Annotated in this window: 19 protein-coding genes, 1 tRNA gene and 1 pseudogene; 7 read left to right on the top strand and 14 right to left on the bottom strand. The window is 65.4% G+C overall.

Annotated features, from left to right (window positions below):
* Nucleotides 1-80: 80 nt before the first annotated feature.
* From AC0IZJ_RS08500 to AC0IZJ_RS08490, 3 genes are all read left to right on the top strand, one after another.
* Entirely contained in the window at nt 81-1,181 is a 1,101-nt protein-coding gene (locus tag AC0IZJ_RS08500) for a DUF262 domain-containing protein (protein WP_471848586.1), read from the top strand.
* The gene (locus AC0IZJ_RS08495; RefSeq protein ID WP_471848584.1) at nt 1,174-2,304 is read left to right on the top strand and encodes an AAA family ATPase; all 1,131 of its coding nucleotides are present in this window, start codon (nt 1,174-1,176) and stop codon (nt 2,302-2,304) included. Before AC0IZJ_RS08500 ends, AC0IZJ_RS08495 begins: the two co-directional genes overlap by 8 nt.
* Nucleotides 2,305-2,538: 234 nt before the next feature.
* Complete coding sequence (locus tag AC0IZJ_RS08490; RefSeq protein ID WP_471848582.1) at nt 2,539-3,276, top strand: hypothetical protein; 738 nt, start codon at nt 2,539-2,541, stop codon at nt 3,274-3,276.
* Between the two features lie 190 nt (nt 3,277-3,466).
* Here the strand turns inward: AC0IZJ_RS08490 and AC0IZJ_RS08485 are convergent.
* Nucleotides 3,467-3,543: transfer RNA gene (locus AC0IZJ_RS08485), tRNA-Met, on the bottom strand.
* 151 nt (nt 3,544-3,694) lie between these two features.
* On the opposite strand from AC0IZJ_RS08485, the gene AC0IZJ_RS08480 reads away from it, so the two are divergent.
* The 4 genes from AC0IZJ_RS08480 to pdeM are packed head-to-tail and all read left to right on the top strand — an operon-like array spanning nt 3,695 to nt 9,534.
* Entirely contained in the window at nt 3,695-4,729 is a 1,035-nt protein-coding gene (locus tag AC0IZJ_RS08480) for a ligase-associated DNA damage response exonuclease (protein ID WP_471848580.1), read from the top strand.
* Complete coding sequence (locus tag AC0IZJ_RS08475) at nt 4,726-6,396, top strand: ATP-dependent DNA ligase (RefSeq protein WP_471848578.1); 1,671 nt, start codon at nt 4,726-4,728, stop codon at nt 6,394-6,396. The genes AC0IZJ_RS08480 and AC0IZJ_RS08475 overlap by 4 nt, the downstream gene beginning before the upstream one ends.
* Complete coding sequence (locus AC0IZJ_RS08470; RefSeq protein WP_471848576.1) at nt 6,371-8,878, top strand: ligase-associated DNA damage response DEXH box helicase; 2,508 nt, start codon at nt 6,371-6,373, stop codon at nt 8,876-8,878. Before AC0IZJ_RS08475 ends, AC0IZJ_RS08470 begins: the two co-directional genes overlap by 26 nt.
* Nucleotides 8,875-9,534, top strand: coding sequence for a ligase-associated DNA damage response endonuclease PdeM (pdeM, locus tag AC0IZJ_RS08465; RefSeq protein WP_471848574.1), 660 nt, complete (start codon nt 8,875-8,877; stop codon nt 9,532-9,534). Before AC0IZJ_RS08470 ends, pdeM begins: the two co-directional genes overlap by 4 nt.
* 34 nt (nt 9,535-9,568) lie before the next feature.
* Here pdeM and AC0IZJ_RS08460 read toward each other — a convergent pair whose 3' ends face one another.
* From AC0IZJ_RS08460 to tssH, 13 genes and pseudogenes are all read right to left on the bottom strand, one after another.
* Nucleotides 9,569-10,264 carry a DUF6861 domain-containing protein gene (locus tag AC0IZJ_RS08460; RefSeq protein ID WP_471848572.1) on the bottom strand — a complete coding sequence of 232 codons (696 nt, stop codon included), beginning with the start codon at nt 10,262-10,264 and terminating at the stop codon, nt 9,569-9,571.
* A 192-nt stretch (nt 10,265-10,456) separates the two neighbouring features.
* On the bottom strand, nt 10,457-10,735 hold the full coding sequence (locus tag AC0IZJ_RS08455; RefSeq protein ID WP_471849305.1) for a T6SS immunity protein Tdi1 domain-containing protein: 279 nt from the start codon (nt 10,733-10,735) through the stop codon (nt 10,457-10,459).
* A 12-nt stretch (nt 10,736-10,747) separates the two neighbouring features.
* Nucleotides 10,748-11,038: pseudogene (locus tag AC0IZJ_RS08450) on the bottom strand (GAD-like domain-containing protein); the annotation flags it as partial.
* 42 nt (nt 11,039-11,080) lie between these two features.
* Nucleotides 11,081-11,737, bottom strand: a complete 657-nt coding sequence (locus AC0IZJ_RS08445) for a GAD-like domain-containing protein (protein WP_471848570.1) — start codon at nt 11,735-11,737, stop codon at nt 11,081-11,083.
* 8 nt (nt 11,738-11,745) lie between these two features.
* Nucleotides 11,746-13,122, bottom strand: a complete 1,377-nt coding sequence (locus tag AC0IZJ_RS08440; RefSeq protein ID WP_471848568.1) for a polymorphic toxin type 15 domain-containing protein — start codon at nt 13,120-13,122, stop codon at nt 11,746-11,748.
* A 43-nt stretch (nt 13,123-13,165) separates the two neighbouring features.
* Nucleotides 13,166-13,567: a hypothetical protein gene (locus AC0IZJ_RS08435; protein ID WP_471848566.1), complete on the bottom strand. Its 402-nt coding sequence runs from the start codon at nt 13,565-13,567 to the stop codon at nt 13,166-13,168.
* A gap of 48 nt (nt 13,568-13,615) precedes the next feature.
* The gene (locus AC0IZJ_RS08430; protein ID WP_471848564.1) at nt 13,616-14,968 is read right to left on the bottom strand and encodes a TNT domain-containing protein; all 1,353 of its coding nucleotides are present in this window, start codon (nt 14,966-14,968) and stop codon (nt 13,616-13,618) included.
* Nucleotides 14,969-14,990: 22 nt separating this feature from the next.
* Nucleotides 14,991-17,027: a type VI secretion system Vgr family protein gene (locus AC0IZJ_RS08425; RefSeq protein ID WP_471848562.1), complete on the bottom strand. Its 2,037-nt coding sequence runs from the start codon at nt 17,025-17,027 to the stop codon at nt 14,991-14,993.
* Nucleotides 17,028-17,142: 115 nt separating this feature from the next.
* Complete coding sequence (locus tag AC0IZJ_RS08420; RefSeq protein ID WP_471848560.1) at nt 17,143-18,516, bottom strand: tetratricopeptide repeat protein; 1,374 nt, start codon at nt 18,514-18,516, stop codon at nt 17,143-17,145.
* Between the two features lie 55 nt (nt 18,517-18,571).
* The gene (locus tag AC0IZJ_RS08415) at nt 18,572-19,729 is read right to left on the bottom strand and encodes a lipase family protein (protein WP_471848558.1); all 1,158 of its coding nucleotides are present in this window, start codon (nt 19,727-19,729) and stop codon (nt 18,572-18,574) included.
* 13 nt (nt 19,730-19,742) lie between these two features.
* Nucleotides 19,743-20,132, bottom strand: a complete 390-nt coding sequence (locus AC0IZJ_RS08410) for a DUF6795 domain-containing protein (RefSeq protein WP_471848556.1) — start codon at nt 20,130-20,132, stop codon at nt 19,743-19,745.
* Nucleotides 20,133-20,304: 172 nt separating this feature from the next.
* A complete protein-coding gene (locus tag AC0IZJ_RS08405) occupies nt 20,305-21,426 on the bottom strand; it encodes a PI-PLC domain-containing protein (RefSeq protein WP_471848554.1) in 1,122 nt (373 codons plus the stop codon).
* A gap of 80 nt (nt 21,427-21,506) precedes the next feature.
* Nucleotides 21,507-24,224 (bottom strand): type VI secretion system ATPase TssH, encoded by a 2,718-nt coding sequence (gene tssH, locus AC0IZJ_RS08400; RefSeq protein ID WP_471848552.1) that lies wholly within the window; start codon nt 24,222-24,224, stop codon nt 21,507-21,509.
* Nucleotides 24,225-24,249 lie beyond the last annotated feature (25 nt).

The following is a 24,249-nucleotide window of genomic DNA, read 5'->3' as shown; positions in this document are numbered from 1 at the left end:
AATCGAGCCGCAACACCCAAAGAGCGCTACGTGCGGCGCTTGAGGAAGCCGGCCCCAGTTACAAAGCAACGAGACCAAGCATGACTGAATCAACTGCGACACCTGAGCCGCCGTCCGAACCCCTGGAAGGCTATGAAGACTCCAAGCCGGGCGGCTGGGAGGACTACCCTCTCGACGAGCTTGCGATTCGGGAAGAGCGCCGAGCGGCGGTAGATGTGGTGCGGAGGCTTACGGCCGGACGCTTCCGGCTCGACCCTGACTTCCAGCGAGACTTCGTATGGGAGAAGGACAAGCAGAGTCGGCTGGTTGAGTCCATTCTCATGCGGATCCCACTCCCTGTCTTTTACGTTGCGGAGGACGACGAGGGGCTACTCATCGTCGTGGACGGCAGGCAACGTTTGACAACCCTTGAGCGTTTCCTGAACGGCGATCTGGCTTTGGAACTGCCGGAGAGACCAGAACTCCACAAGAAGCGTTTCCTCGACCTGGAGCCTCGGCTGCAGAACCGAGTTGAGGACTGCCAACTGCATTTCTACATCATAGACCGCACAGTCCCAGAACGAGCTCGGCTTGACATCTTCGAGCGTGTCAATGGTGGCGAGGTGCTGACGCGCCAGCAGATGCGGAATGCGATTTACAACGGGGTTGCGACGAAGTTCCTGAAAGCCGAGGCGGAGTCTGACTTGTTCAGAGATGCAACCGGTGGCAGCTTGAACATCAAGAAGATGCAGGATCGCGAGTTCGTGAACCGATTTTGTTCATTCAACCTACTGCCGTTCGACACCTACAAAGGTGACATGGACGACTGGCTGGCTCGTGGATTAGTTCGGCTAATGAAGCTGCCAGAAGACGAGCTCGACGGGCTCAGCCGGAGGTTCAGGCGCGGTCTCTCCAACAACTATTTAGTGTTCAAGCGGCACTCATTCAGAAAACACCGCCAGACCGGGCAGGCACGCAGCATCCTTAACGCATCGCTCTTCGACGTGATGATGTACGAGATGTGCCGTCTCGAGGAGGAACAGGTTACAGCGAAAGCGGATTTGCTACGCCAAGCCTTCTATGCCCGAATGGACGATCCGGTCTTCACCAAGGCCATCACATACGGTCCCAACAGCCCGAAGGAAGTCCGAGCGAGGTTCCGCATCGGCAGGGAAATGTTCCAGGAGGTGTTCGATGCTTGACACGCTACACCTCACAAGCTTCAAGTGCTTTGAGACCCTGGACCTGCCTCTTGGCAAGCTCACGGTGCTATCTGGCATCAACGGCGGGGGGAAGTCTTCGGTCATCCAGTCCCTTGTTCTGCTTGCGCAAACACTTGACGAGCGCGAATGGTCGAAGTCACTGTTGCTCAATGGCCCGAGTCTGACCCTTGGCGGTGCTTCGGACGTCATCAACCAAACCACTGGCCGGCGCCAGCTTGGCCTTGGTGCATCTGCGGGCGACCGAAAGGTTGTCTGGACGTTCAGTGCTCAAGACCGGCGCGCAATGGCACTGGATCTCTCAGCGGTCGAAGTCAACGACGTCGCTCTTGATGTTTCGGGGCCGGTCCGCTGGCTGTTGCCCGAAGTGGAGGCCGGCGGCTGCGCCATCGTCGCGCATCTGAAGTGCATCAGTTGGCTTTCTGCGGAGCGAACAGGCCCGCGAGAACTGCTTCCGCTATTGGATGCGCAGCATCATCGTCAAGTAGGTATGCGTGGCGAGCTGGCGGCAGGCCTGATGTACTGGCGAGAGTCTGACCCACTGACCGCCCGCCTGTTGGTCGAGGGAGAGCCACCAACTCTGTTTCATCAAGTGCGAGCACGCATGAGGCAGTTCTTTCCGGGCTGCGACCTGCAAGTGCTGCCGATCGAAGGGGCCAGCGCCGTCAGTCTGCGCCTCCGGTCGAACGCCAAATCGGACTTCCAGCGGCCACAGAACGTTGGCTTCGGCCTGACTCAGCTGTTCCCGGTCCTGGTCGAGTTGCTGGCCGCGAGGCCAGGTGACATCGTGATCGTGGAGAACCCAGAGGTCCATCTGCACCCCAGGGCACAGCAGGATATCGGTGAGCTTCTTGCTCTTGTGGCGAGCTGCGGCGTGCAAGTTCTTGTCGAGACGCACTCCGACCATGTGCTGAACGGCGTTCGTCTCGCCGTGAAGGGCCGTACTTCCGTTGCACCAAGTGAGGTTGAGATCCACTTCTTCTCGCGCGACTCGGACGGTGCTTCGAAGCGCTTGTCTCCAAAAATAGATGCAGATGGCAGGCTCGATACTTGGCCCGAGGGATTCTTCGATCAGTTCGACCAAGCGCTCTCTGCGTTGCTGTGAATGGCCAGTCTCATGGAGCCTGTACTGGACGAAACCAGCCTGGTGCGTTGCCCCGAGAGGGAGCCCGCGGTCCGAATCACTGCCCTCTCGACCGTGCTCAAGGAGTTCGATCGTCTTGGCCTACCTCGCGTACTTCGTTCAGTGTCCGACGCTGCTGACCGCGACATTTCTCAGGGTCGAGGCCTCCGCAGCTGGTGCTTTGACCGCGGCCTGAATCGTGACGCCGGGCTTCTCGTGGCATCCCGTCTCGCGCGACAGCCGTTCATCGACGGGCCTGACGGCCTCATGGCGCGCGCGGAGGGAAACCGAATCCTGGAAACGCAGGCGAACGGCAATCTTGTATATGGGCTGGGCATTGGCGCCCTAGAAGGCCGTCCGGTGGCATTGCTTTCGAGCGTCACTGTGCCGGTTGGCCGCCATGTTGAGGTGCAGATCCTGGATGCGAGTACGGATCCGATCACCGTCACGCAGGCCTCGGTGTTTACCTACTCGTGCGGTGATGAGGTAGCGGCAGACGCCAACCGCCTCCATGGCTTGGTGGATGCATCCATATCCAGCGGCGAGGTTTTGCTCAACAGAGCTTTAGAGGCATTCCCCCGCGTGCGTATCGGCCCGAGGGCAGCTGAGGCATTTGCTGCGCTGTCAGGTGCGGAACCTGTTTTCCAACAACTCGTAAGGCACTTGCGAGCCTTGAATTCCGCTGCAGAGGCATGGGCTGCGGGGATGCCGTATCAGCCACAGGGGATCACCTACAGCCCGGAGTCGGACCAAACCTTGTCACACAGCAGGTTCGGTCCAATGCGCGACTTCCCGTCGCCGGAGGGCTTTGGACAGGAACGCTGGAGTTTCCACACCAAGCTAACTGGCGGTGCTGGCGCGCGCATGTACTTCCGCGCCGTTCACGCTGCTCAGGGCGTGACTGTCCTGATTGGGTACTTCGGACACCACTTGCCATGCGTGCGATACCCGTAGGGCGCGAGAGTCGAGCTCCGAAACCGTCGGCGCCCGGGCACAAAGCCCGAAGGTCATTTTTCTGCGGCGCCCAGAACGGCTGGGCACAGCACGGGCACCAATTGGGCACAGGATGGGCACAAAGCAAAAAGCCACCCTAGTGGGTGGCTTTGATTTGGCAGCTAAATCGTTGATCTAGCTGGAAATTTCTTGGTTGCGGGGGCAGGATTTGAACCTACGACCTTTGGGTTATGAGCCCAACGAGCTACCAGACTGCTCCACCCCGCGACTGAAGCTAGCAGTATACACGCGAATTACGGCTGCGCGCAAATACGCCGTGCGGCCCGCGTAGGCATAGAACGCACGCGGCTGTCGGCGGCAATCCTGACGCGGTCCAAACACGAGCCGGGCTGCTGCCGGCTTGGGCACACTCGGCCCCATGACAGATCTGGTGACGCGGCGCCCGCAGGGGCTTTATTGCGAGCCCGGTGATTTCTACATCGACCCCTGGTTGCCGGTGGAACGCGCCGTCATCACGCACGCACATGCCGACCACTGCCGGCCCGGCCACGGTGCCTATCTGGCACACCGCGACGCCCTTGGGCTGATGCGGGCGCGGCTGGGCGACGAAGCGGCGCTGGAAGGCCTGGCCTATGGCGAAGTGCGGCGCATCGGCGATGTGAGCCTGAGCCTGCATCCCGCCGGCCATGTGCTGGGCTCGGCGCAGGTGCGCATCGAGCATGAGGGCGAAGTCTGGGTGGTCGCCGGTGACTACTTCGTCAGCGGTGCGGGTGACTGCAACACGACCTGCGCGCCGTTCGAGCCGGTGCGCTGCGACGTGTTCGTCACGGAGAGCACCTTCGGCCTGCCCATATATCGGTGGGCGCCGCAGACAGAAGTTCTCGGCGAGATGCGCGCGTGGTGGACCGACTGCGCCGCCCAGGGCAAGCACGCGCTGCTGATGGGCTACAGCCTCGGCAAGGCGCAGCGGCTGATCGCCGGGCTGGCGACGGCCGATGCGCCGGGGCCGGTGCTCGTGCATGGCGCCGTGGCGCGATTGAACACCGCCTACCGCGAAGCCGGCATCGCGTTGGCCGAAGTGGACACGGTGACGCCGGAGACGAACTTCAAGTCGCTGCGCGGCGCCCTCGTCATCGCGCCGCCGGCCGTGCAAGACAGCCGCTGGGCCAAGGCCCTGGGGCCACACAGCGACGCCTTCGCCAGCGGCTGGATGCGGCTGCGCGGTGCGCGGCGGCGGCGCAGCGTGGACCGCGGCTTCGTGTTCAGCGATCACGCGGACTGGCCAGGCCTGCTGTCGGCCATCTCTGCCACGGGCGCGCAGCGCGTCATCGTCACGCATGGCGACGAAGGCGCGTTGGTGCGCTATCTGAGCGAGCTGGGGCTTCAGGCCGAGGCCTTCGCAACCGAATATGGCGACGAGACCCATGGCGCAGGCGTGGAGGCAGAGGCATGAAGCGTTTCGTCGCGCTGTACCTGGCCATCGACGCGAGCACATCGACACTGGCCAAAGTGGCCGCGCTGAAGCGCTACCTGGCCGATGCGCCTGCGCGTGACGCGGCCTGGGCCGTCTATCTGCTGGCCGGCGGCACGCCGCGCCGCGCGGTGCCAACGAGCGAGCTGCGCGCTCTCGCCTGCGAGGCCGCTGCCCTGCCCGAATGGCTCTTCGAGGCCGGCTACGCGGCGACCGGCGACCTGGCCGAGGCGATTGCCTATGTGCTGCCCGACCCCGAGGACAAGCTCGACGAGCCGCTGGCCGACTGGATGGAGCAGCGCATCCTGCCGCTGCGCGCGCTGGACGCTGCGGCGCGGCGCGAGGCTGTGCTGACGGCGTGGCGGGGGCTGTCGGCCGACGAGCGCTTCATGTTCGTCAAGCTCGTCGGCGGCGGGTTCCGGGTCGGCGTCAGCAAGCTGCTGGTGCAGCGGGCGCTGGCCGAATGGTCGGGGCGCGATGCGGCCGGCGTGGCGCAACGCATGATGGGCTACACCCAGATCGACACGCCGCCGACAGTCGAGCGCTTCCAGGCATTGCTGACCGACGATGTGAGTGGCGCGCGCGGTGGCCGGCCCTACCCCTTCTTCCTGGCGCACGCCCTGCCGGGCGAACCGGCGGCGTCGCTGGGGGAGCGCCACGGCTGGCTGGCGGAATGGAAGTACGACGGCATCCGCGCACAGGTCGTCAAGCGCGACGGACAGGTGTGGATCTGGTCGCGCGGCGAGGAGCTGGTGACGGAGCGATTCCCCGAAGTTGAAGCGGCGGCGAGCGTGTGGCCAGATGGCACGGTGGTCGATGGCGAACTGCTGGCCTGGCTGCCGGGCGAGGCCGAGCCGGCGCCGTTCGCGCTGCTGCAAAAGCGCATCGGCCGCACCAAGCTGTCCAAGGCCATCCTTGCCGAAGCGCCCGTGCGGCTGCTGGCCTACGACCTGCTGGAGAGCGAAGGCGAGGACCGTCGCCAGGAGCCCATGCACATCCGCCGTGCCCGGCTGGAGCAACTCGGCATTGCGACGTCGCCGTTGCTGGATGCGCAGGACTGGGCCGGCCTCGCCGCTGCTCGAATGCAATCGCGCGAGCGCCGCGTGGAAGGCCTGATGCTCAAGCACCGCGAGTCGGCCTATGGCATTGGCCGTACCGGCAGCGCCTGGTGGAAGTGGAAGGTGGCACCGCTGAGTGTGGACGCGGTGCTGATCTACGCGCAGGCCGGCCACGGGCGCCGCGCCAACCTCTACACCGACTACAGCTTTGCCGTGTGGAACCGCGCGCCGCGCGACGCCGCGGAGGCGGAGGCGGCGCTCGATGCGCCGGGCGGCGACCTGACGCTGGTGCCGTTCGCCAAGGCCTATTCAGGGCTGACCGACGAGGAGATCAAGGGCGTCGACCGGGTGATCCGCAAGACCACGGTGGAAAAGTTCGGCCCGGTGCGGCGCGTGCGGCCCAGCCTGGTGTTTGAACTTGGGTTCGAGGGCATCCAGGCGAGCACGCGTCACAAGAGCGGCATCGCCGTGCGCTTCCCGCGCATGCTGAGGATTCGCGACGACAAGCCGCTGCATGAGGCGGACACACTGGACAGCTTGCGTGCGTTGATGGAGATGGCACCGAATGGCGTCGAAGTCGCCGACGACTGAGTGGCTGGCCGGGCGCGGCTGGAGGGCCTTCCCCTTTCAGCGCAATGTCTGGAAAGAGATGGCCGCCGGCCGTTCGGGGCTGCTGCACGCGACCACCGGCTCGGGCAAGACGCTGGCCGTCTGGCTGGGCGCGCTGCAGGCCTTGGGCGATGCCGAGGCGCCGCTGACCGTGCTGTGGGTCACGCCGATGCGCGCACTCAGCCACGACACGCTGCTGGCCTTGAAGGACGCCGCCAGCGCCCTCGCGCCGAAGTGGACGCTGGCGGCACGCACCGGTGACACCTCGACCGGCGAGCGCGCTTCGCAGCAACGCCGCTGGCCGACAGGCCTGGTGACGACGCCGGAGTCGCTGAGCCTGATGCTGTCCCGCGCCGACGCGCCGGACGTGCTCAAGCGGGTGCGCCTCGTCGTCGTGGACGAATGGCACGAGCTGCTCGGCACCAAGCGCGGCGTGCAACTGCAACTCGCCCTCGCCAGGCTGCGCCGCTGGAACCCGGCGCTGATGACCTGGGGCCTGTCCGCCACGCTGGCGAATCTCGAAGAAGCCTGCGACACCCTGGCGCCTGACGCGGTGCTGGTGCGTGGCGCGCAGGACAAGAAGATCCTCATCGACACGCTGCTGCCCGAGCGCATCGAGCGCTTCGCCTGGGCCGGCCACATGGGCCTGGCGATGCTGCCGGCGGTCATCGAGCAGGTCGAGGCTGCCGCCAACTCGCTGGTGTTCACCAACACGAGGTCGCAGTGCGAGCGCTGGTTCCAGGCCCTGCTGGAGGCGCGGCCGGACTGGGCCGGGCTGATCGCGCTGCACCACGGCTCGGTGGACGCGGACATGCGCCGCTGGGTGGAGGCGGCGATGAAGGCGGGTCAGCTCAAATGCGTCGTTTGCACCGCGAGCCTGGACCTGGGCGTGGACTTCCTGCCCGTGGACCAGGTGCTGCAGATCGGCTCGGCCAAGGGCGTGGCGCGGCTGCTGCAGCGCGCCGGCCGCAGCGGCCATGCGCCGGGCCGGCGCTCCCGCGTGACGATGGTGCCGACGCACAGCCTGGAGATCGTCGAGGCCTCGGCCTTGCGCGCCGCCGTGCAGGCCGGCCGCATCGAGCCGCGCCGCCCGCCCGATGCGCCGCTGGACGTGCTGGTGCAGCACCTCGTCAGCATCGCGCTGGGCGGTGGCTTTCGGCCGGAGGATCTGCTGCCCGAGGTGCGCAGCGCGCCGAGCTACCGGGGCCTGAGCGACGAGGCCTGGGCCTGGGCGCTGGCCTTCGTGCGGCATGGCGGCGAGACGCTGCGCGCCTACCCGGACTTCCAGCGCGTCGTGCCGGACGAAGAAGGCGTCTGGCGCGTGCCCGATGTGCGGCTGGCGCGGCGGCACCGCAGCAACATCGGCACCATCGTGTCGGACGCGTCGGTGAACGTGCAGTTCCTCAGCGGTGGCCGCATCGCGACGGTGGAGGAAAGCTTCATCTCGCGGCTGCGCACGGGCGATGTCTTCCTGCTTGGCGGGCGCGCACTGGAGCTGGTGCGTGTCGAGGGGCTGACGGCCTACGTGCGCATCGCCAAGCCGGGCAAGGCGCAGTTGCCGCGCTGGGATGGCGGGCAGTTCCCGATCTCGGACACGCTGTCCGACGCGATGCTGGAACGCTTCGACGAGGCCGCGCAGGGCCGCTACACCGACCGCGAGATGCGCTTCGTCGCGCCGCTGCTGAAGCTGCAGGTCGAGTGGTCGGCGCTGCCGGGGCCGCAGCGGCTGCTGGCCGAGGTGATGACCTCGGCGGACGGCCACCACCTCTTTCTCTATCCGTTTGCCGGCCGCGTCGTGCACCTGGGGCTGGCGTCGCTGCTCGCCTGGCGCGTGGGGCGCGACACGCCGGCCACGTTCACGATGGCCATCAACGACTACGGGCTGGAACTGCTCAGCGCCACCCAGATCGACTGGGCCGCACAACTGCCCGCGCTGCTGGTGCCGGTGGACCGTGAGACGCTGCGCGACGAGGTGCTCGCCAGCTTGAACGCGACGGAGATGGCGCGGCGGCGCTTCCGGCAGATCGCGCGCATCGCCGGGCTGATCTTCCAGAGCCACCCGGGTGAGGCGCGCAGCCAGCGGCAGTTGCAGGCGTCGGCGTCGCTGTACTTCGACGTGTTCCGCCAGCACGACCCCGAGAACCGGCTGCTGCGCCAGGCCGAGGCCGAGCTGCTGTCGGCGGAGCTGGACGTAGACGCGCTGGGCCGCATGCTCGCCCGCATGGCCGCGCAGCAGCTGGACGTGCGCCATCTGGCGCGGCCGACGCCGCTGGCGTTTCCGCTGCTGGTGGAGCGGCTGCGGGAGCGGGCGTCGACGGAGTCGCTGGCGCAACGCCTTGGGCGCATGCTGGCCGAGCTGGAAGCGGCGGCGGGAGGGAAAGCTGTCGAGGACGTCGGCTCGCGGCTCGCGTTTGGCAAGGCGCCCGAGAAGGCCGGGCCGCGCACGCGCAGGAGGCGGCGATGAGCCTGCGGGTGGACGCCGCTGGCGAGGTGCTGTGGCTGCTGGCCGATGGCGCCGTTTGGTGGCCCGCCGGGCAGACTGTGTTCGTGGCCGATCTGCATCTGGGCAAGGGCGCGGCCTTTCGGGCGCAGGGCCAGGCCGTGCCTGCCGGTAGCAGCGCGCGGACGCTGGCGAGGCTGCACGACCTCGTCCAGGCCCATGACGCGGCGCGGCTCGTGGTCCTTGGGGATTTCTGGCACGGCGCCGAAGGCTTGACGCCGCTGTTGCTGGACGCCGTCGCCGCATTTGCCGAGCGCATCCCGACCGTGCTCGTGCTCGGCAACCACGACCGGCGCATTCATCCGCCGGGCCTGCCGCTGCAGGCGGTCAGCGGAATTTTGCCGTTAGGCCCGCTGACTGCAGCCCACGAACCGCCGCCACCCGGCACGCCGGGCTTCACGCTCGCCGGCCACTGGCATCCAGCCATCGCCATGAGAAGCCGCTCGGGCGACCGCTTGCGGCGGCCCTGCTTCGTGCGCTACCCGCATGCGCTGGTGCTGCCGGCGTTTGGTGGGTTGACGGGGTCGGTGACGTTGCGTCGCAGCGAACTGGCCCGGGACCGCGCCGAAGTCGCCGTGATGGGCGATGGCGAACTCCACTGGTTGCCGCCGGCTCGCTGAGTTGTTCAGCTTTTGACGGCCTGCTCCAAGTGGCCTAAGAGCCGCCGTTCCATGACCTGCGCCACAAAGTCCAGACGCTCACGGTCAGTTTTGCGTGGTTTTGAACTTCGCGCACCGGCGCTTCACTCTGCGTCGCCTTCGGCTTTGGCCTCAGCCGCGGGTTGCTCAGCAAGGCCTCCTGATTCTTCGCCACCCACGCCGCAAAGCCCTCGCCCAACTTGCTCTTGCGCAGCAACGCCAGCGTCTCCTGCGTGGATGCTTTTGCCTGCCCCATGGTGAGCCGCGCCACGATGGCCATCAGGATGAGTTTGAAGAGCAGCGCAATGGAATTGGCGTACTCGTCGCCAGCGGCCTCGATCTCGGCGCGGGTGCGGGGGCTGTCGGGTGCGTTCCAGGCCCGCGTGGTGGCGTGGCTCAGGTGGCCGATCAGCTCGCCAAAGCCTTCGGCGATGCCGACGATCAGGAAGCCCAGGCCCAGCCAGGTGAGGATGGTGACGCCTGCCGAGACGCCCAGATCCGCGCCGATGACGGCGCCGGGCGCGGCTCCGGCGCCTCTGGCAAAGAAGCCGATCACCGCACCGATGACGCCACCGATCACCGTCGTGGCGACCAGCACCACCATCATCATCAACAGCCCAGGAATCAGGCCCTTGACGAGTTCCTCCAGCGCATGGCCGGTCTCGCGCAGGATGGCCGCGCCGGCGCTGCTGGCCGATGCGCACGGCCTCATATACGGCCTCGACACGCTCGTAGTTCTCAACAAGCTTCCCACCAGGCAACTCGTGTCGCCAAGCATTCGGCCGTTATCAGGCGGAAGTGCGAGGCGAATTGGCGCTTCGGCAAATTGACCGGAAGCGCCTACTCAATCAACTCTTGAGAGCCCGCGCAACATCCGCCATCACTTGCAATTCGGTGACCTGAGTCAGGATATCCAGGTGCACATGCGCATCAGTTTCTGAAGTCGGTCCAACCGGGCTTCCACGCCCAACGCCAATGCCGGAACGAAGCCATACAGGGTGTCGTGGTCGAGTGCACCGAGTTTTTCGAGAGCACGCTCGAAGAACGGCTTCCTATCCACGCCTTTCAAGTCGTAGCTTGAACGCGAGGTACTGCCAAGAAACAACTGCAGTTCCTTGTCAGGTCCGACTTCCTTGAATTGCTCCTCATTAAAGGCCGGAAAGATGCCGCCATATGCGGGCACGACTCTCAGGTACTGACCTGTATTCGTACCCCACAACACCAACTCGCCAAAGGCCGAACGAGCGATGACGTAGAAACTGTCGCGCTCCATGAACGGCGTATCGCCGATCCAAGCTTCAAGCTCCTGCTCCCACTCATCCGGGTCGACGGTTCAGAACAAGCCCTTGGCGTAGCCAGACCATCCGAATTCGCGCCAATAGTCCAGCAGCTTGTCTGGAAGCTTTCCTTTGAACTTTTCCAGCTTCTCGGGCGGCACATCTTTGCGGGCAGTCGGCGGGCCGAATCCCTCTTCATTGAGGAACATATCGAAAAATCGATCCATGCCTAGTCGAAGCAGGTCATCAGCTCAGCCCTTGGCTGCCTGGGCAACATCTGCCATGACTTGCAACTCCGTCACTTGCGACAGTATGTCCAGGTGAACGTGTGCATCGAGTTTCTGAAGTCGTTCGAGTCGCACATCTCCACCCAACGCCAGAGCCGGCACGAATCCGTACATCGTGGTGTGACTCAATGGGCCCAACTGAGCAAGCGCGCGCTCAAATAAAGGAAGCCCCTCTTCATCCGTCATATCGTGGGCCTCCTTGTTGCGAGAAGAGAAGAACAGCTGGAGTGTCAAATCCGGCCCGTCCTCGTCGAACTCTTTCTGATCAAACGCCGGAAATACCGTGCCCCACGCCGTCACGATCTTCAAAGACTGCCCTGTTTTCTCGCCCCACAGAATCAATTCACCGAAGGCCGTCCGCGCAATGACGTGGAAGGCGTCCCGCTCCATGAATGGCGTCTCGCCGATCCATCCATCTAGTTCCTCCTCCCACTCCTCTGGATCAACGATCCAGAGCAACCCCTTGGCGAAAGCACACCAGCCGAACTGTTGCCAGTACTCAAGGAGCTTGTCGGGAAGCTTGCCCCGGTACTTCTCAATGGACGCCTGAGGGACGTCAAGCCTCTCGGTTGCCGGCCCGAACTTCTTGAACTCAAGAAAATTCTGCATGAACTTGTCCATACCACTCCTTACTTGCATCGGCTGAGTGCCGAATTCATCTTGGTACTGCTCCGCGCGCTTTCGGGGACTTCTCTTGCCGCGTTATCCAGATCAGCCACGCGCGTCTTCCACTGCGAGCCGATTGAAGAATTCACGCCCTTGTCCCCCAAGGCCGTCACCACGTCCTTGCCGCCGGCAATCATGTCAGGGTTGTGCAGCGCAGCCAGCGTCTCCATGCGCTCTGCCGTCATGGAAGCAGCTTGCTGGACGGCGTCATCGCCAAGCACACCCTTCTTGGCTAATTGCTTCTCAAATTGCTCTTGCAGTTCGGCGGCGTATTTTTCCCGGGCCGCAGACTGGGCCTTACCCGTGCCTTTTCGTCCGATTTCAGAATAGCGTTGTCGCCCGTCGATATATTCCTTCACCGAGAGGTCGTTCAGGCCTTTCTGCTGGTCCGCGAGTTGACGGTCATACTCAGCTGAATCGCCCTTCTTGTTCTTCTTGAAGCACTTCACCTTCTTCTGCTTCATGGTTGGCGTGGCAGCTTCTTCCGCCGCCTCAGCCTTTTGTGCCTGCTTCTTGGCCTGACTCGGCGTCTGGGCCTTCTCCACCGGCGCCTCGCTCTGCTTGGCCTTCGGCTTGGACCGCAGCCGCGGGTTGCTGAGCAGCGATTCCTCGTTCTTGGCTACCCACGCGGCAAACCCTTTTCCCAACTTGCTCTTGGCCAGGTCGTCGAGCAAGTCCTTCGAGGAGGCCCGCGTCTGGCGCAGCATGAGGCGCGCCACGATGGCCATCAGGATGATTTTGAAGAGCAGCGCAATCGCGTTGGCGTACTCCTCGCCCGCAGCGTGGATCTCGGCCTGCGGGCGGGCGTGGTCCGGCGCGTCCCAGGCCCGCGTCGTTGCGTGGGCGACGGCACCGACGAGTTCGCCGAAGCCTTCAGCGATGCCGACGGCCAGGAAGGCCAGGCCCAGCCAGCCAAGGATGGCTGTGCCTGCCGACACGCCGAGTTCGGCACCAATCGCCGCACCCGGCACCGCGCCGACGCCGCCGAAGAAGAAGCCGATGACCGCGCCGATTACGCCGCCTATTACCGTAGTGGCGACCAGCACCACCAGCATCATCAGCAGCCCCGGAATGAGGCCCTTGATGAGTTCCTCGATGGCGTGGCCGGTCTCGCGCAGGATGGCGGCTCCGGCGCGCAACTCGCCGATGGCGATGGCTTGGCGCACTGCTTGCACGCGCTCGTAGTTCTTGACGACCATGTCCCAGGCGCTCGTGTTGCCGGGCGTCGGGCCGTTGATGAAGCCAGGCGTGACGCCGGCCATGCGCTGGCCCGTGCCGTCCCGCACGTTGTGGTTGCCTCGGCTGGCGTCGAGCGGACCCGGGATGCGGTAGTTGGCCAATGGACCCTCAGTCGTGGCGTGCGCTCATGCCGCGAAAAGGTCGTCAGCCCCAGAAACGCTGCTGCGTTTCGAGAAGCTGTCTGACGATGGCTTCGACCATGGCGCGGTGGTTGGGGAAGGTCTGCTTGTCGAACGGCTCCGAGTTGCGCTCCGGGTCCAGCGGGCGCCAGGCCTGCCAATCCCCTTGAGGGCTGCGGCCAGCATAAAACATAACGTCCCAGTCACCCGCAACGCGAGGCTGCGCCTGATCGAGGGGCTTGACGATGCGTGGGTCCCACCCATGGGCAAGCACATGATCGACCACCTCGGCTGCGGACACGATGAACACGCTGGCGAAGGGAATGTCGTAGGCGTCGATACCAGGGCCGAGGTTGCGGTCGATCCAGTGGTCAATGCCGATCAGATGCGCAGCCAGTAGCGCATTGATCTGTTCGTCGGCCGGCACCGCTATGGGTCGAAGGGAATTTGCAGGCAATGTCGGGTTCCTTCTTCGTCAGGGTGGCAAGCCGCCGGGCGGGGTGACGCGCGTGAGGTAGTTGCCTTGCTCCACCAGCCATGCGACACCGCCAGACCCCGTGGTGCCCTGATAGCCGCGGATGGCAGACACCGTCGTGTTGTTCGCCTGGGCCACGGACTGCCAGTCGACGACATGCTGGATGCCGCCACCGGGCTGATCAAACGCTGGCGCTATCTTGCCCGTTTCAACCGGCAATGGGCGGGTCACTTCGTACTTGAAATAAGGCTCTTTGAGCGATGAGGGCGCCAGCGCACGCTGCTCGAAGGGGGTGTTGGACGGTGAGAGGAACGAGCCTCCCTCGCCGCCGAATCTGTCGATCTCCGCGCCCTTCGCCAAACGGCCAGGCGTGCGCGCGCCATCAAATCCGTCGTTGGGCGGCCAGTCCCAGTCGCCATTGGCCTTTTTGTAGGCGCTGTCCGGGCGGTACTTCGCTTTGCTGGTGTCCGGCCGCGTCACCTTGGGCGGGGCGGTCGGCTTGGCCTCCTGCTGAGCCTTGCCGCGCTTGGCCTGCGACGGCGTGGTCGCCTGCTCGACAGGCTTTTCAGACATCCTGGCCTTCGGCTTTGGCCGCAGCCGCGGGTTGCTGAGCAAGGCTTCCTGGTTCTTCGCCACCCAGGCGGCAAAGCCCTCGCCCAATTTGCTCTTGCGCAGCAAGGCCAGCGTCTCCTGCGTCGATGCTTTTGCCTGCCCCATGGTGAACCGAGCCACGATCGCCATCAGGATGAGCTTGAACAGCAGCGCGACCGCATGGGCGTATTCGTCGCCGGCGGCCTCGACCTCGGCGCGAGTGCGCGGGCTGTCGGGCGCGCTCCAGGCCCGCGTGGTCGCGTGGCTCAAGGCGCCAATCAGCTCGCCAAAGCCTTCGGCGATACCGACGATCAGAAAGCCCAGGCCCAGCCAAGTGAGGATGGCGACGCCTGCCGATATGCCAAGATCCGCGCCGATGACCGCACCGGGCGCGGCACCGGCGCCACCGGCAAAGAAGCCGATCACGGCGCCGATGACACCGCCGATCACCGTTGTGGCAACCAGCACGACCATCATCATCAGCAGCCCTGGGATCAGGCCCTTGACGAGCTCCTCCAGCGCGTGACCGGTCTCGCGCAGGATGGCCGCGCCGGCGCGCTGCTGACCGATGCGCACGGCCTCGTAGATGGCTTGGACGCGCTCGTAGTTCTTTGCGAGCATGTCCCAGGCGCTGGTGTTGCCGGGCGTCGGGCCGTTGATGAAGCCGGGCGTGACGCCGGCCATGCGCTGGCCCGTGCCGTCGCGCAAGTTGTGATTGCCTCGACTCGCGTCGAGCGGGCCCGGGATGCGGTAGTTGGCCAAGGCGGTCTCGCTCCTGGCCGCGTCAGCGCTTCTTGCCCAGGTCCTCGTCGACCTTCTTCTTGAACTTGGGCAGCGCCTCGGGCTTTTTGGCCTTCTCGGGCTTGCCCGGCTTCTGGGGGCTGGCGCTGCCGCCGCCGCCGCCGCCGCCCGAATTGATCTTCACGATGACGCCGGCGATGCTGACCGGGCCGCTGCCCTCGATGTTGATCATGGCGCCCTTGAGCGTGATCGTGCCACCGGCTTCGATCACCACGTTGGCGCCGGCTTTGATGTGGAGGTTGGCGCCGACCTTGATGTCCGTACCCGCACCGGAATTGACGGAGATGGAAGCGCCGCTGGCGTAGCTGGCGTCGGACGAGACGTTGACGCCGTGCTTGCCGCCTATGTCGGCGCTGGAATCCTTGCCGACGCTGACATGGAAATTTTCGGCAACGGTATCGGTGTAGTTCTTGCCAATGGTTCGGGCCACGTCCTCGCCGATTTCTTCGGTAAGGTTCTTGGTGACCATGCGGAACTGGTCGTTGCCCACTTCCATGTGCGCGTCGTTCTTGACCAGTTCCAGCAGGTCTTTCTCGGCATGCAGGCGGATGTACTCCTCGCCCTTCTTGTCCTCGAAGGCCAGCTCGTTGAAGTTGGCGGCCACGCCGCCCTTGCTGGAGCGCGAGCGGAAGGTGGCGACCGTGGCGTGGTCGGGCAGCAGATAGGGCGGGATCTGCTCGGCGTTGTAGACGCTGCCCAGGATGATGGGCCGGTCGGGGTCGCCATCAACGAACTGCACGACGACCTCCTGGCCGATGCGCGGCAGCGCGATCATGCCCCAGGCCTTGCCTGCTAACGGTGTGGCCACGCGCAGCCAGCAGGAGCTGTTCTCGTCCTTCTTGCCCAGGCGATCCCAGTGGAACTGCACCTTGATGCGACCGTGCTCGTCGGTGTAGATCTCCTCGCCCTTGGGGCCGACGACGACGGCCGACTGCGTGCCGCCGATGTAGGGCTTGGGGGTGATGCGCTGGCTGCGGTAGACGTCCTTGGCGCGCAGGGCCGTGAAGCTGCAGCCGAAATGGGAGTCGCCCTTGCCGGCCTCGTAGCCGCTGTAGACGATGTCGATGCGCGTGCCGACGATGAGGTACTTGGCGTTCTCGGCGTCGCGCGGGTGGTCGGTCAGCTCGAACGTGGCGCCGACGGCGACGCCGCGCAGGTTGGTCTTGGCGCTGGCGGAGGCGTAGCGTGCGTCTGACTCCTCCATGCGCAGCTTGACATAGCGCTGGCCCTCGGCGGCGGTCAGGTATTCGCCGGGCGGGTCATAGACCTCCAGCGCGGCCAACGGGCTGCTGTGCATGGACGCGCTGTCCTTGAGCAGCGCGGTGCCGGGGGTGAGGTAGTTGTAGTCGTTGATCGTCGTCTTCGCGGATTGCAGCTCGAAGTGGTGGCGCCACTCGCTGACCACACCCACATGCTGGCCCTGGCCCAGGCCCTGGCGGAACTGGAACTTCTCGTGCTTGGGATAGGGCTCGTGGGAGCTCATCTTGTCGACGACGACGAGGGTGTGCTTGCTGTCGGTGTGCTTGAAGAAGTAGTACAGGCCTTCCTGCTCCATCAGCCGGCTGACGAAGTTGAAGTCCGACTCGCGGTACTGCACGCAGTACTCGTAGGTGGGGTAGCTGCCCTGGAGCTTGAACTCGATGTCGCCGCCGTAGGGCTGCAGCACCTTCTTGATCAGGTCGTCGATCTTGATGTTCTGGAAGATGCGCGTGTCGGCACGCAGCGTGGCCAGCCAGAGCCAGGGCCGCAGCGTGAGGCGGTAGGCCGCGAAGCCACCGCTGGCGCCGTCCAGGCCGGCGCTGGCAACGATGCCGTGCAGATGGCGCTGGGTGCTGTCATCGAGTTGCACGCTGACGTGGGCCGGCTTGCCCAGCAGGCTTTCAAGGTCGACGGTCGCCTTGGCTTCGGCCAGCGCCAGCACGTTGAACTCGAAGAGCCGGCCGAGTTCCTCGGTCGCGCTGAGGGACTGGAACAGCAGCTTCTGGTCGGGCAGCGTATGGAGGGTGAATGGCGCGGTCATGGGCTCTCCTGGCGAGCTCGATTGAAGCGGATCGACAAAGGCTGCTCAGCAGTGCGTCGGCATAGTCTCGCAGCATGAGGCATGCCGCAATCCCCCGCCCCCAGGCGAGGGCCGTTCATGGTGCGGCCCGCTGCGCGGCCACCAGCCAGCCGGTGACGGGCTCGCCCATCTCGCGGCGCAGCACGACAGATTCGAGCGCCGATGTCTGCAGCCCCGCCTCGGCGAGGCAGGCCTCGACATAGCTTCTCTCATGGGCGTAGCGGCCGTTGGCCAGCAGGCGGTAGCCCGCAGCCTCAAGCGGCTCGCCCGACAGCGCCTCGACGGTGAAGATGAGCCTGCCGCCTGGGCGCAGCGCCTGGGCTGCAGCGGCCAGTGCGGCGTCGATGCGGCCGAAGTAGCAAAGCGTGTCGGCGCTGACGACCACGTCGAATCGGGCCGGCTGCGCCAGCAGATAGGCCACCAGCTCAGCCTTCACGAGCTCCTGATAGCCACCGCGCTCGCGCGCCTTGTCGAGCATGCCGGCAGACAGGTCGACGCCGATCAGTTCGCGTGCATACGGCGCCAGCAGCGGCGCGCACAGGCCGGTGCCGCAACCGGCGTCCAGCACGGCGAGGTCGGCACGGGCCTCGGGCACCAGGCGCCGCAGCAGTTCGCCCACCAGACCGGGCGCGCGGTATTCGAGGAAGGCCAGGCGCTCGTCGAAGCTGACCGAGAAGGCGTCGAACAGGCTGCTGACGTAGTCGTCCGGGGCCCGGTCGGGGGCGTTCCTGCCGGTCACGGCGGCCAGGTGATGCCGCGGCTGCGGGTTGTCGGGCTCGGCGGCAATCCAGCGCTCGAAAGCTTGTGCGGCCTTTTCGGGCTGGCCGCTTTGCGCAAAGATGAGGCCCATCATGCGACTGGCCTTGGGATCGTCCGGCCGCAGTTCCAGCGAGGTGCCGAAGTGCCGCATGCCTTCCTGCACGCGCTCGGTGGACACCAGCAGGTTGGCGAAGTTGATGTGCGCGTCGGCGAAGCCCGGCTCGCGCGCGAGCAGCTCGCGGAACAACGACTCGGCCGTGGCGACATCGCCCAGCGCACCCAGCAGGCAGGCCAGGTTGTTGGCCACGGCGGGGTTGCCAGGCTCCAGCTCGCGGCAGCGCTCGTAGGCGGCGCGGGCTTCGTCGGCGCGCTGCAACAACAGCAGCACATTGCCACGGTTGTTATGCCAGGAGGCGACGCCGGAATCCATCGCGATGGACTGGTCGATCAGCGCCAGCGCCTCCTCGCTCTTGCCATCCTGATGCAGCAGCACGCCCAGGAAGTGCAAAGGGTTGGGGTCGTTCGGACGCAGTTCGCTGAGCTTGCGGTAGAGCTTCTCGGCCGCAAGCACGCGCCGGTCCTGGTGCATGGTCAGGGCCAGCTGCAAGGCCTCGTCGTAGTCGAGCTCGGCGCGCTTGGGCGCCGGCAGGCTGGCCTGGCCGGGGCGGCGGCGGGGTTTGGTCTTGGCCATCAGAAGTTGCGGCGCGGCAGGCACAGCCGCGCCGGGCAGTTGAGTTTGCGAGTGCTCAATTCAGGAAGCTGACGGCACGTTCAGCCATCAGGCGCACGGACGAGAACAGCAGGTCAAGCGTCCAGCGCAGGAAGGCGACGGTGAAGTCGGTCACGCCCTGCATCACGCGGCCCAGGAAGCCGAAGATGGCCTTCATCAAGCCCTTGACATGACCCGCGACCTCTTTGGATGCCGCCGCGCCCTTGGCGAGCAGCCAGGCCAGCTGATCGAGAACGGTGGCCGACAAGGTGAGCGTGACACCGATGGCGCCGACGAGCAGGTTCTTCAGGCGCGACAGCAGCCAGCGCAAGGCCTTGCCGATCATCGTCAGCGCACTGGCGGAGCCCATCATGATGGCGCCCTTGCCTTCGGACGCCTGCTCAAGCCAGGACTTCACGTTCTGCTCATCGTCGGCGCGGCCCGCGTCCGCGAGACTCTGCCAGGTGTGATCGCGGACGCCCGGGATGTAGCTGCGCTTCATGTTGTGCGCAGCAACGTTGATCAGCCCCGAGCTCTTGATGACGCTGCCGGCGCCGTCGAAAGGCATGTGGCAGAACGGGAACAGCGGAATCATCGGCACGGGGTCGGACGTCGCGGAGACGCGATGGATGTGGTCGGCGCCGAGGCGCTTGCTCATGGCCCGCGAGAAGAACACGTCGCCCGTGCGCGGCGCGCCGAAGGTGTACAGGCTCACCGGCGCCACACCCTGCCCGCTCAAGGCATCGGCATTGAGCATGGCCAGCGCGCCACCGAGGCTGTGACCCACGCAATGGATGCGGCTGGGGTTGCGATTGCGCAGGAAGTCGAAGATGTCCTGCCTGAAGCTCTTCCACACCTCATGAAAGCCGGCGTGCACGAGATGGCTGCTCGGGCCCAGCTGCATGCCGATGTTGAGGTTGCTGAGCCAGTCGCCCGTCTGCGCGGTGCCGCGCGTGGCGATCAGGACTTCACCGGCATAGGCGCCTTCGCCCGCAGCCACGTAGCCAAAGCCGCTGATCCTCTTGAACGGGCCGCCACCGCTCTTGCCGGTAAAGCGGCCGTTGTCTGCCACCGAGAACATGCCTTCGCAACCCAGCGGAGCCTGGATTTCGCGCAGTTCGGCCACGCTCGATTCGCGCAGCAGATAGACACCGGACGCAATTGCCGCTGCCTGTGAGGGATTCAGAACACTCATTCAGTCTTGCTCCTCAGGAAAGCTCACAGATGCCGAAGACTTCACCGCGGCGTTGAGGCTCGGTGCCCAGCTTGCAGGTCATGACGATGGGCTTGCCGTCCAGCTCGCCGTTCTCGTCGTAGTCCCGCTTGAAGAGCACCCAGGCCTTGTGGCTCTTGCCGCCGTGGGTGATCGTGATCGTCTGCTTGATCAGGGGCTCGTGCGGCAGCACCGAGCCCAGGAAGGAACTGCGCACGATGACGGGCATGGAGAAGGAGCCGGCACTGTCGCTCGTCGTGCTGTCCCGGCCCTTCTCGCTCTTCCAGGCCCAGTCGAACTCGCGTTCGACTGTCGCGCCGGCGACCGGTTTGCCATCCTGCAGAACGGTTCCGCGTACGGCGGAGAACAACACCATCTTTCCCATCGCATGTCCTTCAGAACAGGCGCTCACGCCAAGCGTGACGATGAGCGCCATCATTGCCTTGCGCCAGTGGCGGCCACTTGAAGCGGCTTGCACCTGACACCCTTCAATCAAGGCCGATACCCAGCCGATGGCCGCCGCGAGGGGCCAGCACCGCCGCCAGGAGCCGCCGCATTCAAAGTCCTTCGATGGCATGGCCCGACTGCTGCATCAAGGTCTCGAGCATCTCGTTCATCACGCGGTTCAGGTTGTAGACCGTCACGCACTTCTGGTAGTCGGCGAAGTCGATCATGACGATGTTCGGGGTGAAGCTCGTCCAGCTGTTCTTGTTGGCCACGTAGAGCCGGCTGTTCTTGCGGTAAAGGTCGTTGAAACTCAGCGCGCCCAGCTGGTTCATCATGGCCTTCTTGTAGCCGCTCTCCCATACGTCGCGCAGCGCCTGCACGTTCACGCCCGACCACATCTTGTCGTTGCGGTCCTTGATGTTGGCCAGCATGCCGGTGGTGGTCCAGTACATCATGCCCATGGCGTTGCGGTCGCAGCTGGTGCCGTTGCCCATCTGCGCCTTCTGCTTCTTGGTGTTCTTCGTGATGTCGTCGGTGCTGCTGAACTTGCCGAAGTACTGCAACCCGTGGAACTGGTTCTGGTAGGCGCGGGAGCCGCCGGTGTCCTTGTCGAACAGCTCGCCGAAGGACAGGCAGCCGCTGTAGATCTGGCCCTGGATGACGGAGCCGATTTTTTCCAGCTCCTTGGGGTCGAAAAGCGTGATGACCTTCCCCCCCAGGCTGCTGACCAGGCGCGTGTTGAGGTTGATCTGCACACTGCCGGAAACGTTGTGGTTGAACTGCACGTCTCCCAGCACCCGCACACAGCTGTCGACCACGTCCTTCAGGTTGTAGCACTTCGAAAACTTCAGGATCAGGAACTCTGAAGGGTTCGCCCCCACATAGGCCTTGGCCTGCGTGAGCATGTCCGTCAGGGTGTCCCTGCCCCATCCACCGAGGTGACCCACGTTCTGGTGCGACTGCGCCTCGCCGGGCTTGGCACCCTTGTGCTTGTTGTCGATGACGCCCTTGGCCAGGTGGTAGGACTTCTGGTCGAAGGACCCATCGCTGCGCTTGACGGTGGCGATGCGCATGTCGAAGAAACGCACTCCGGCATTGGCCTGGCCCGCGATGTCCAGGCTCTGGGTGATGACGTTGCCCTTGCCGTCGCCGTAGATGCCGGCGTCATGCGACCCTGGAAAGACGATCTGGTTCAGCTGCTTGTTGGCGAATTGCTTGAGGAATGCAGTCACGATGCATGGCTCCAGTGAAGATGTGCGAGATCGGGCGCCACCGCGCCCGGCCCGTTGACAAGGACGCGGCCGGCAGCCGCTTAGAACTGATAGGTGAAGCCGCCGTCCGCCACGCCCACGCTCACGCCTGTGATCGGCTCGCCGCGCATCATGCGGTTCAGGAACTCGCGGCTGATGTCGGGCAGCATGGTGTTGGTCAGGATGGCGTCGATCATGCGGCCGCCCGACTCGCTCTCGGTGCAGCGCGACACCACCAGCTTGACGACGTCGTCGCCGAAGTTGAACGGGATCTGGTAGCGCGCCTCGACGCGCTTCTTGATGCGGCCCAGCTGCAGCTTGACGATGCGGCCCAGCATCTCGTCGGACAGCGGGTAGTAGGGAATGGCAACCAGGCGGCCGAGCAGCGCGGGCGGGAAGATCTTCAGCAGCGGCTCGCGCAGCGCCTTGGCCATGCCCTCGGGGTCGGGCATCAGCTCGGGGTCCTTGCACAGGCCGGCAATGAGATCGGTGCCGGCGTTGGTCGTCAGCAGGATCAGCGTGTTCTTGAAGTCGATGAAGCGGCCTTCGCCGTCTTCCATGAAGCCCTTGTCGAAGACCTGGAAGAACATCTCGTGCACGTCCGGGTGGGCCTTCTCAACCTCGTCCAGCAGCACGACGCTGTAGGGCTTGCGACGCACGGCCTCGGTCAGCACGCCGCCTTCGCCATAGCCCACGTAGCCGGGAGGCGCACCCTTGAGCGTGGAGACCGTGTGCGCCTCCTGGTACTCGCTCATGTTGATGGTGATGAGGTTCTGCTCACCGCCGTACAGCGCCTCGGCCAGGGCCAGCGCCGTCTCGGTCTTGCCGACGCCGGAAGTGCCGGCCAGCATGAAGACACCGATGGGCTTGCTGGGGTTGTCCAGGCCGGCGCGCGAGGTCTGGATGCGCTTGGCGATCATCTCCATCGCATGGTCCTGGCCGATGACGCGCTGGCCCAGGTGATCGGCGATCTTCAAGATGGTCTCGATCTCGTTGCGCGCCATGCGGCCGACGGGGATGCCCGTCCAGTCGCCCACCACGGCGGCCACGGCTTGATAGTCCACCGTCGGCAGGATCAGCGGCGACTCGCCCTGCAGCTCGGCGAGCTTGTCCTGCGCGGCCTTGAGCTGCTCCAGCCAGCCAGCGCGATCCTCGGCCGATGGCGCATCGGCCGGTGCCGCTGCATCGGTCTTGGCCTCGGCCTCCAGCGCGCTGCCCGTGCCTTCCACCGGCTGCGCGGCCGCGCGCAGCTTGGCGCGCAGGCCCAGGACTTCGTCAACCAGCGTGCGCTCGGCGGCCCAGCGGGCGTCCAGCGTTTCGAGCCTGGCCTTCTCGGCATCCAGATGCTCGCGGGCGACGGCCTCGCGCTTGCCGACGTCGATGCCCACGGCGGACTCGCGACCGATGATGCCCAGCTCCACCTCCAGCGACTCGATGCGCTTGCGGGAATCGTCCACCTCGGCCGGCGTTGCGTGCAGGCTGATGGCGACGCGCGCGCAGGCCGTGTCAAGCAGGCTGACGCTCTTGTCGGGCAGCTGGCGCGCCGGGATGTAGCGGTGGCTGAGCTTGACGGCGGCTTCCAGCGCCTCGTCAAGGATCTGCACCTTGTGGTGCTTTTCCATCGTGGCGGCCACGCCGCGCATCATCAGCACGGCGCGCACTTCGTCGGGCTCGTCGACCTGCACGGTCTGGAAGCGGCGCGTGAGCGCCGGGTCTTTCTCGATGTGCTTCTTGTACTCGGCAAAGGTGGTGGCGCCGACCGTGCGCAGCGTGCCACGTGCCAGGGCCGGCTTGAGCAGGTTGGCCGCATCGCCCGTGCCGGCCGCGCCACCGGCGCCGACCAGCGTGTGGGTCTCGTCGATGAACAGGATGACCGGCTTGGCACTGGCCTGCACCTCGTCGATGACGCTGCGCAGGCGCTGCTCGAACTCGCCCTTCATGCTGGCGCCGGCCTGAAGCAGGCCCACGTCCAGCGCGCGCAGTTCGACGTCCTTCAGGCTGGGCGGCACGTCGCCGCGCGCGATGCGCTGCGCGAAGCCTTCCACCACCGCCGTCTTGCCCACGCCCGCCTCGCCCACCAGGATGGGGTTGTTCTGGCGCCGGCGCATGAGGATGTCGACGACTTGGCGGATCTCGTCGTCGCGGCCGACGATGGGGTCCATCTTGCCGCTGCGGGCCTGTTCGGTCAGGTCGACGGTGAACTTCTTCAGCGCCTCCTGCTTGCCCATGGCGGCCGGGGCAATGGCGCCGCTGGCTTCGCCGGGCGCGGCGGCGCCGGAGCCGTCGGTGGCGGTCTGGCCGTCTTCCGGCGAGCCGGTGACGATCTTGGCCATGTTGTCGGCCAGGTCATCGGGCTTGACGCGCTCGAACTGCCGCGAGATGGCGAACAGCGCATTGCGCAGATAGGTCGTCTTGACCATGCCGAGCAGCACATAACCGCTGCGCACAGCGGTGTCGCCGTACATCAGCGAGCCATAGACCCAGCCGCGCTCGACGGCGTTGGTGATGTTGTCGGCGATGTCGGAGATGGCTGTGGCGCCGCGCGGCAGGCGGTCCAGCGCGGCGGTGATGTCCTTGGCCAGCACGGCGCTGTCGACGTCGAAATGACGCAGCACGCGGTGCCAGTCCGAGTCGGGGTTCTGGATGATCTGGGCGATCCAGTGCTCCAGCTCCACATACGGGTTGCCGCGCAGTTTGCAGAATACCGTCGCGCCCTCGACCGCCTTGTAGGTCAGGGTGTTGAGCTTGCCGAATACGGCGACTCGATTGATCTCAGCCATGGTTTCTCTCCTTCAGCTAATTCGC

The sequence above is a fragment of the Roseateles sp. AC306 genome, assembly GCF_979253795.1.
This window is presented reverse-complemented; position numbering and strand designations above follow the sequence as displayed.

Coding starts and splice junctions, on each gene's coding strand:
- AC0IZJ_RS08500 (WP_471848586.1), top strand. CDS start 81: ATGACTGAATCAACTGCGACACCTGAGCCGCCGTCCGAACCCCTGGAA.
- AC0IZJ_RS08495 (WP_471848584.1), top strand. CDS start 1,174: ATGCTTGACACGCTACACCTCACAAGCTTCAAGTGCTTTGAGACCCTG.
- AC0IZJ_RS08480 (WP_471848580.1), top strand. CDS start 3,695: ATGACAGATCTGGTGACGCGGCGCCCGCAGGGGCTTTATTGCGAGCCC.
- AC0IZJ_RS08475 (WP_471848578.1), top strand. CDS start 4,726: ATGAAGCGTTTCGTCGCGCTGTACCTGGCCATCGACGCGAGCACATCG.
- AC0IZJ_RS08470 (WP_471848576.1), top strand. CDS start 6,371: ATGGCGTCGAAGTCGCCGACGACTGAGTGGCTGGCCGGGCGCGGCTGG.
- pdeM (WP_471848574.1), top strand. CDS start 8,875: ATGAGCCTGCGGGTGGACGCCGCTGGCGAGGTGCTGTGGCTGCTGGCC.
- AC0IZJ_RS08460 (WP_471848572.1), bottom strand. CDS start 10,264: ATGAGGCCGTGCGCATCGGCCAGCAGCGCCGGCGCGGCCATCCTGCGC.
- AC0IZJ_RS08445 (WP_471848570.1), bottom strand. CDS start 11,737: ATGGACAAGTTCATGCAGAATTTTCTTGAGTTCAAGAAGTTCGGGCCG.
- AC0IZJ_RS08425 (WP_471848562.1), bottom strand. CDS start 17,027: ATGACCGCGCCATTCACCCTCCATACGCTGCCCGACCAGAAGCTGCTG.
- AC0IZJ_RS08420 (WP_471848560.1), bottom strand. CDS start 18,516: ATGGCCAAGACCAAACCCCGCCGCCGCCCCGGCCAGGCCAGCCTGCCG.
- AC0IZJ_RS08415 (WP_471848558.1), bottom strand. CDS start 19,729: ATGAGTGTTCTGAATCCCTCACAGGCAGCGGCAATTGCGTCCGGTGTC.
- AC0IZJ_RS08410 (WP_471848556.1), bottom strand. CDS start 20,132: ATGGGAAAGATGGTGTTGTTCTCCGCCGTACGCGGAACCGTTCTGCAG.
- tssH (WP_471848552.1), bottom strand. CDS start 24,224: ATGGCTGAGATCAATCGAGTCGCCGTATTCGGCAAGCTCAACACCCTG.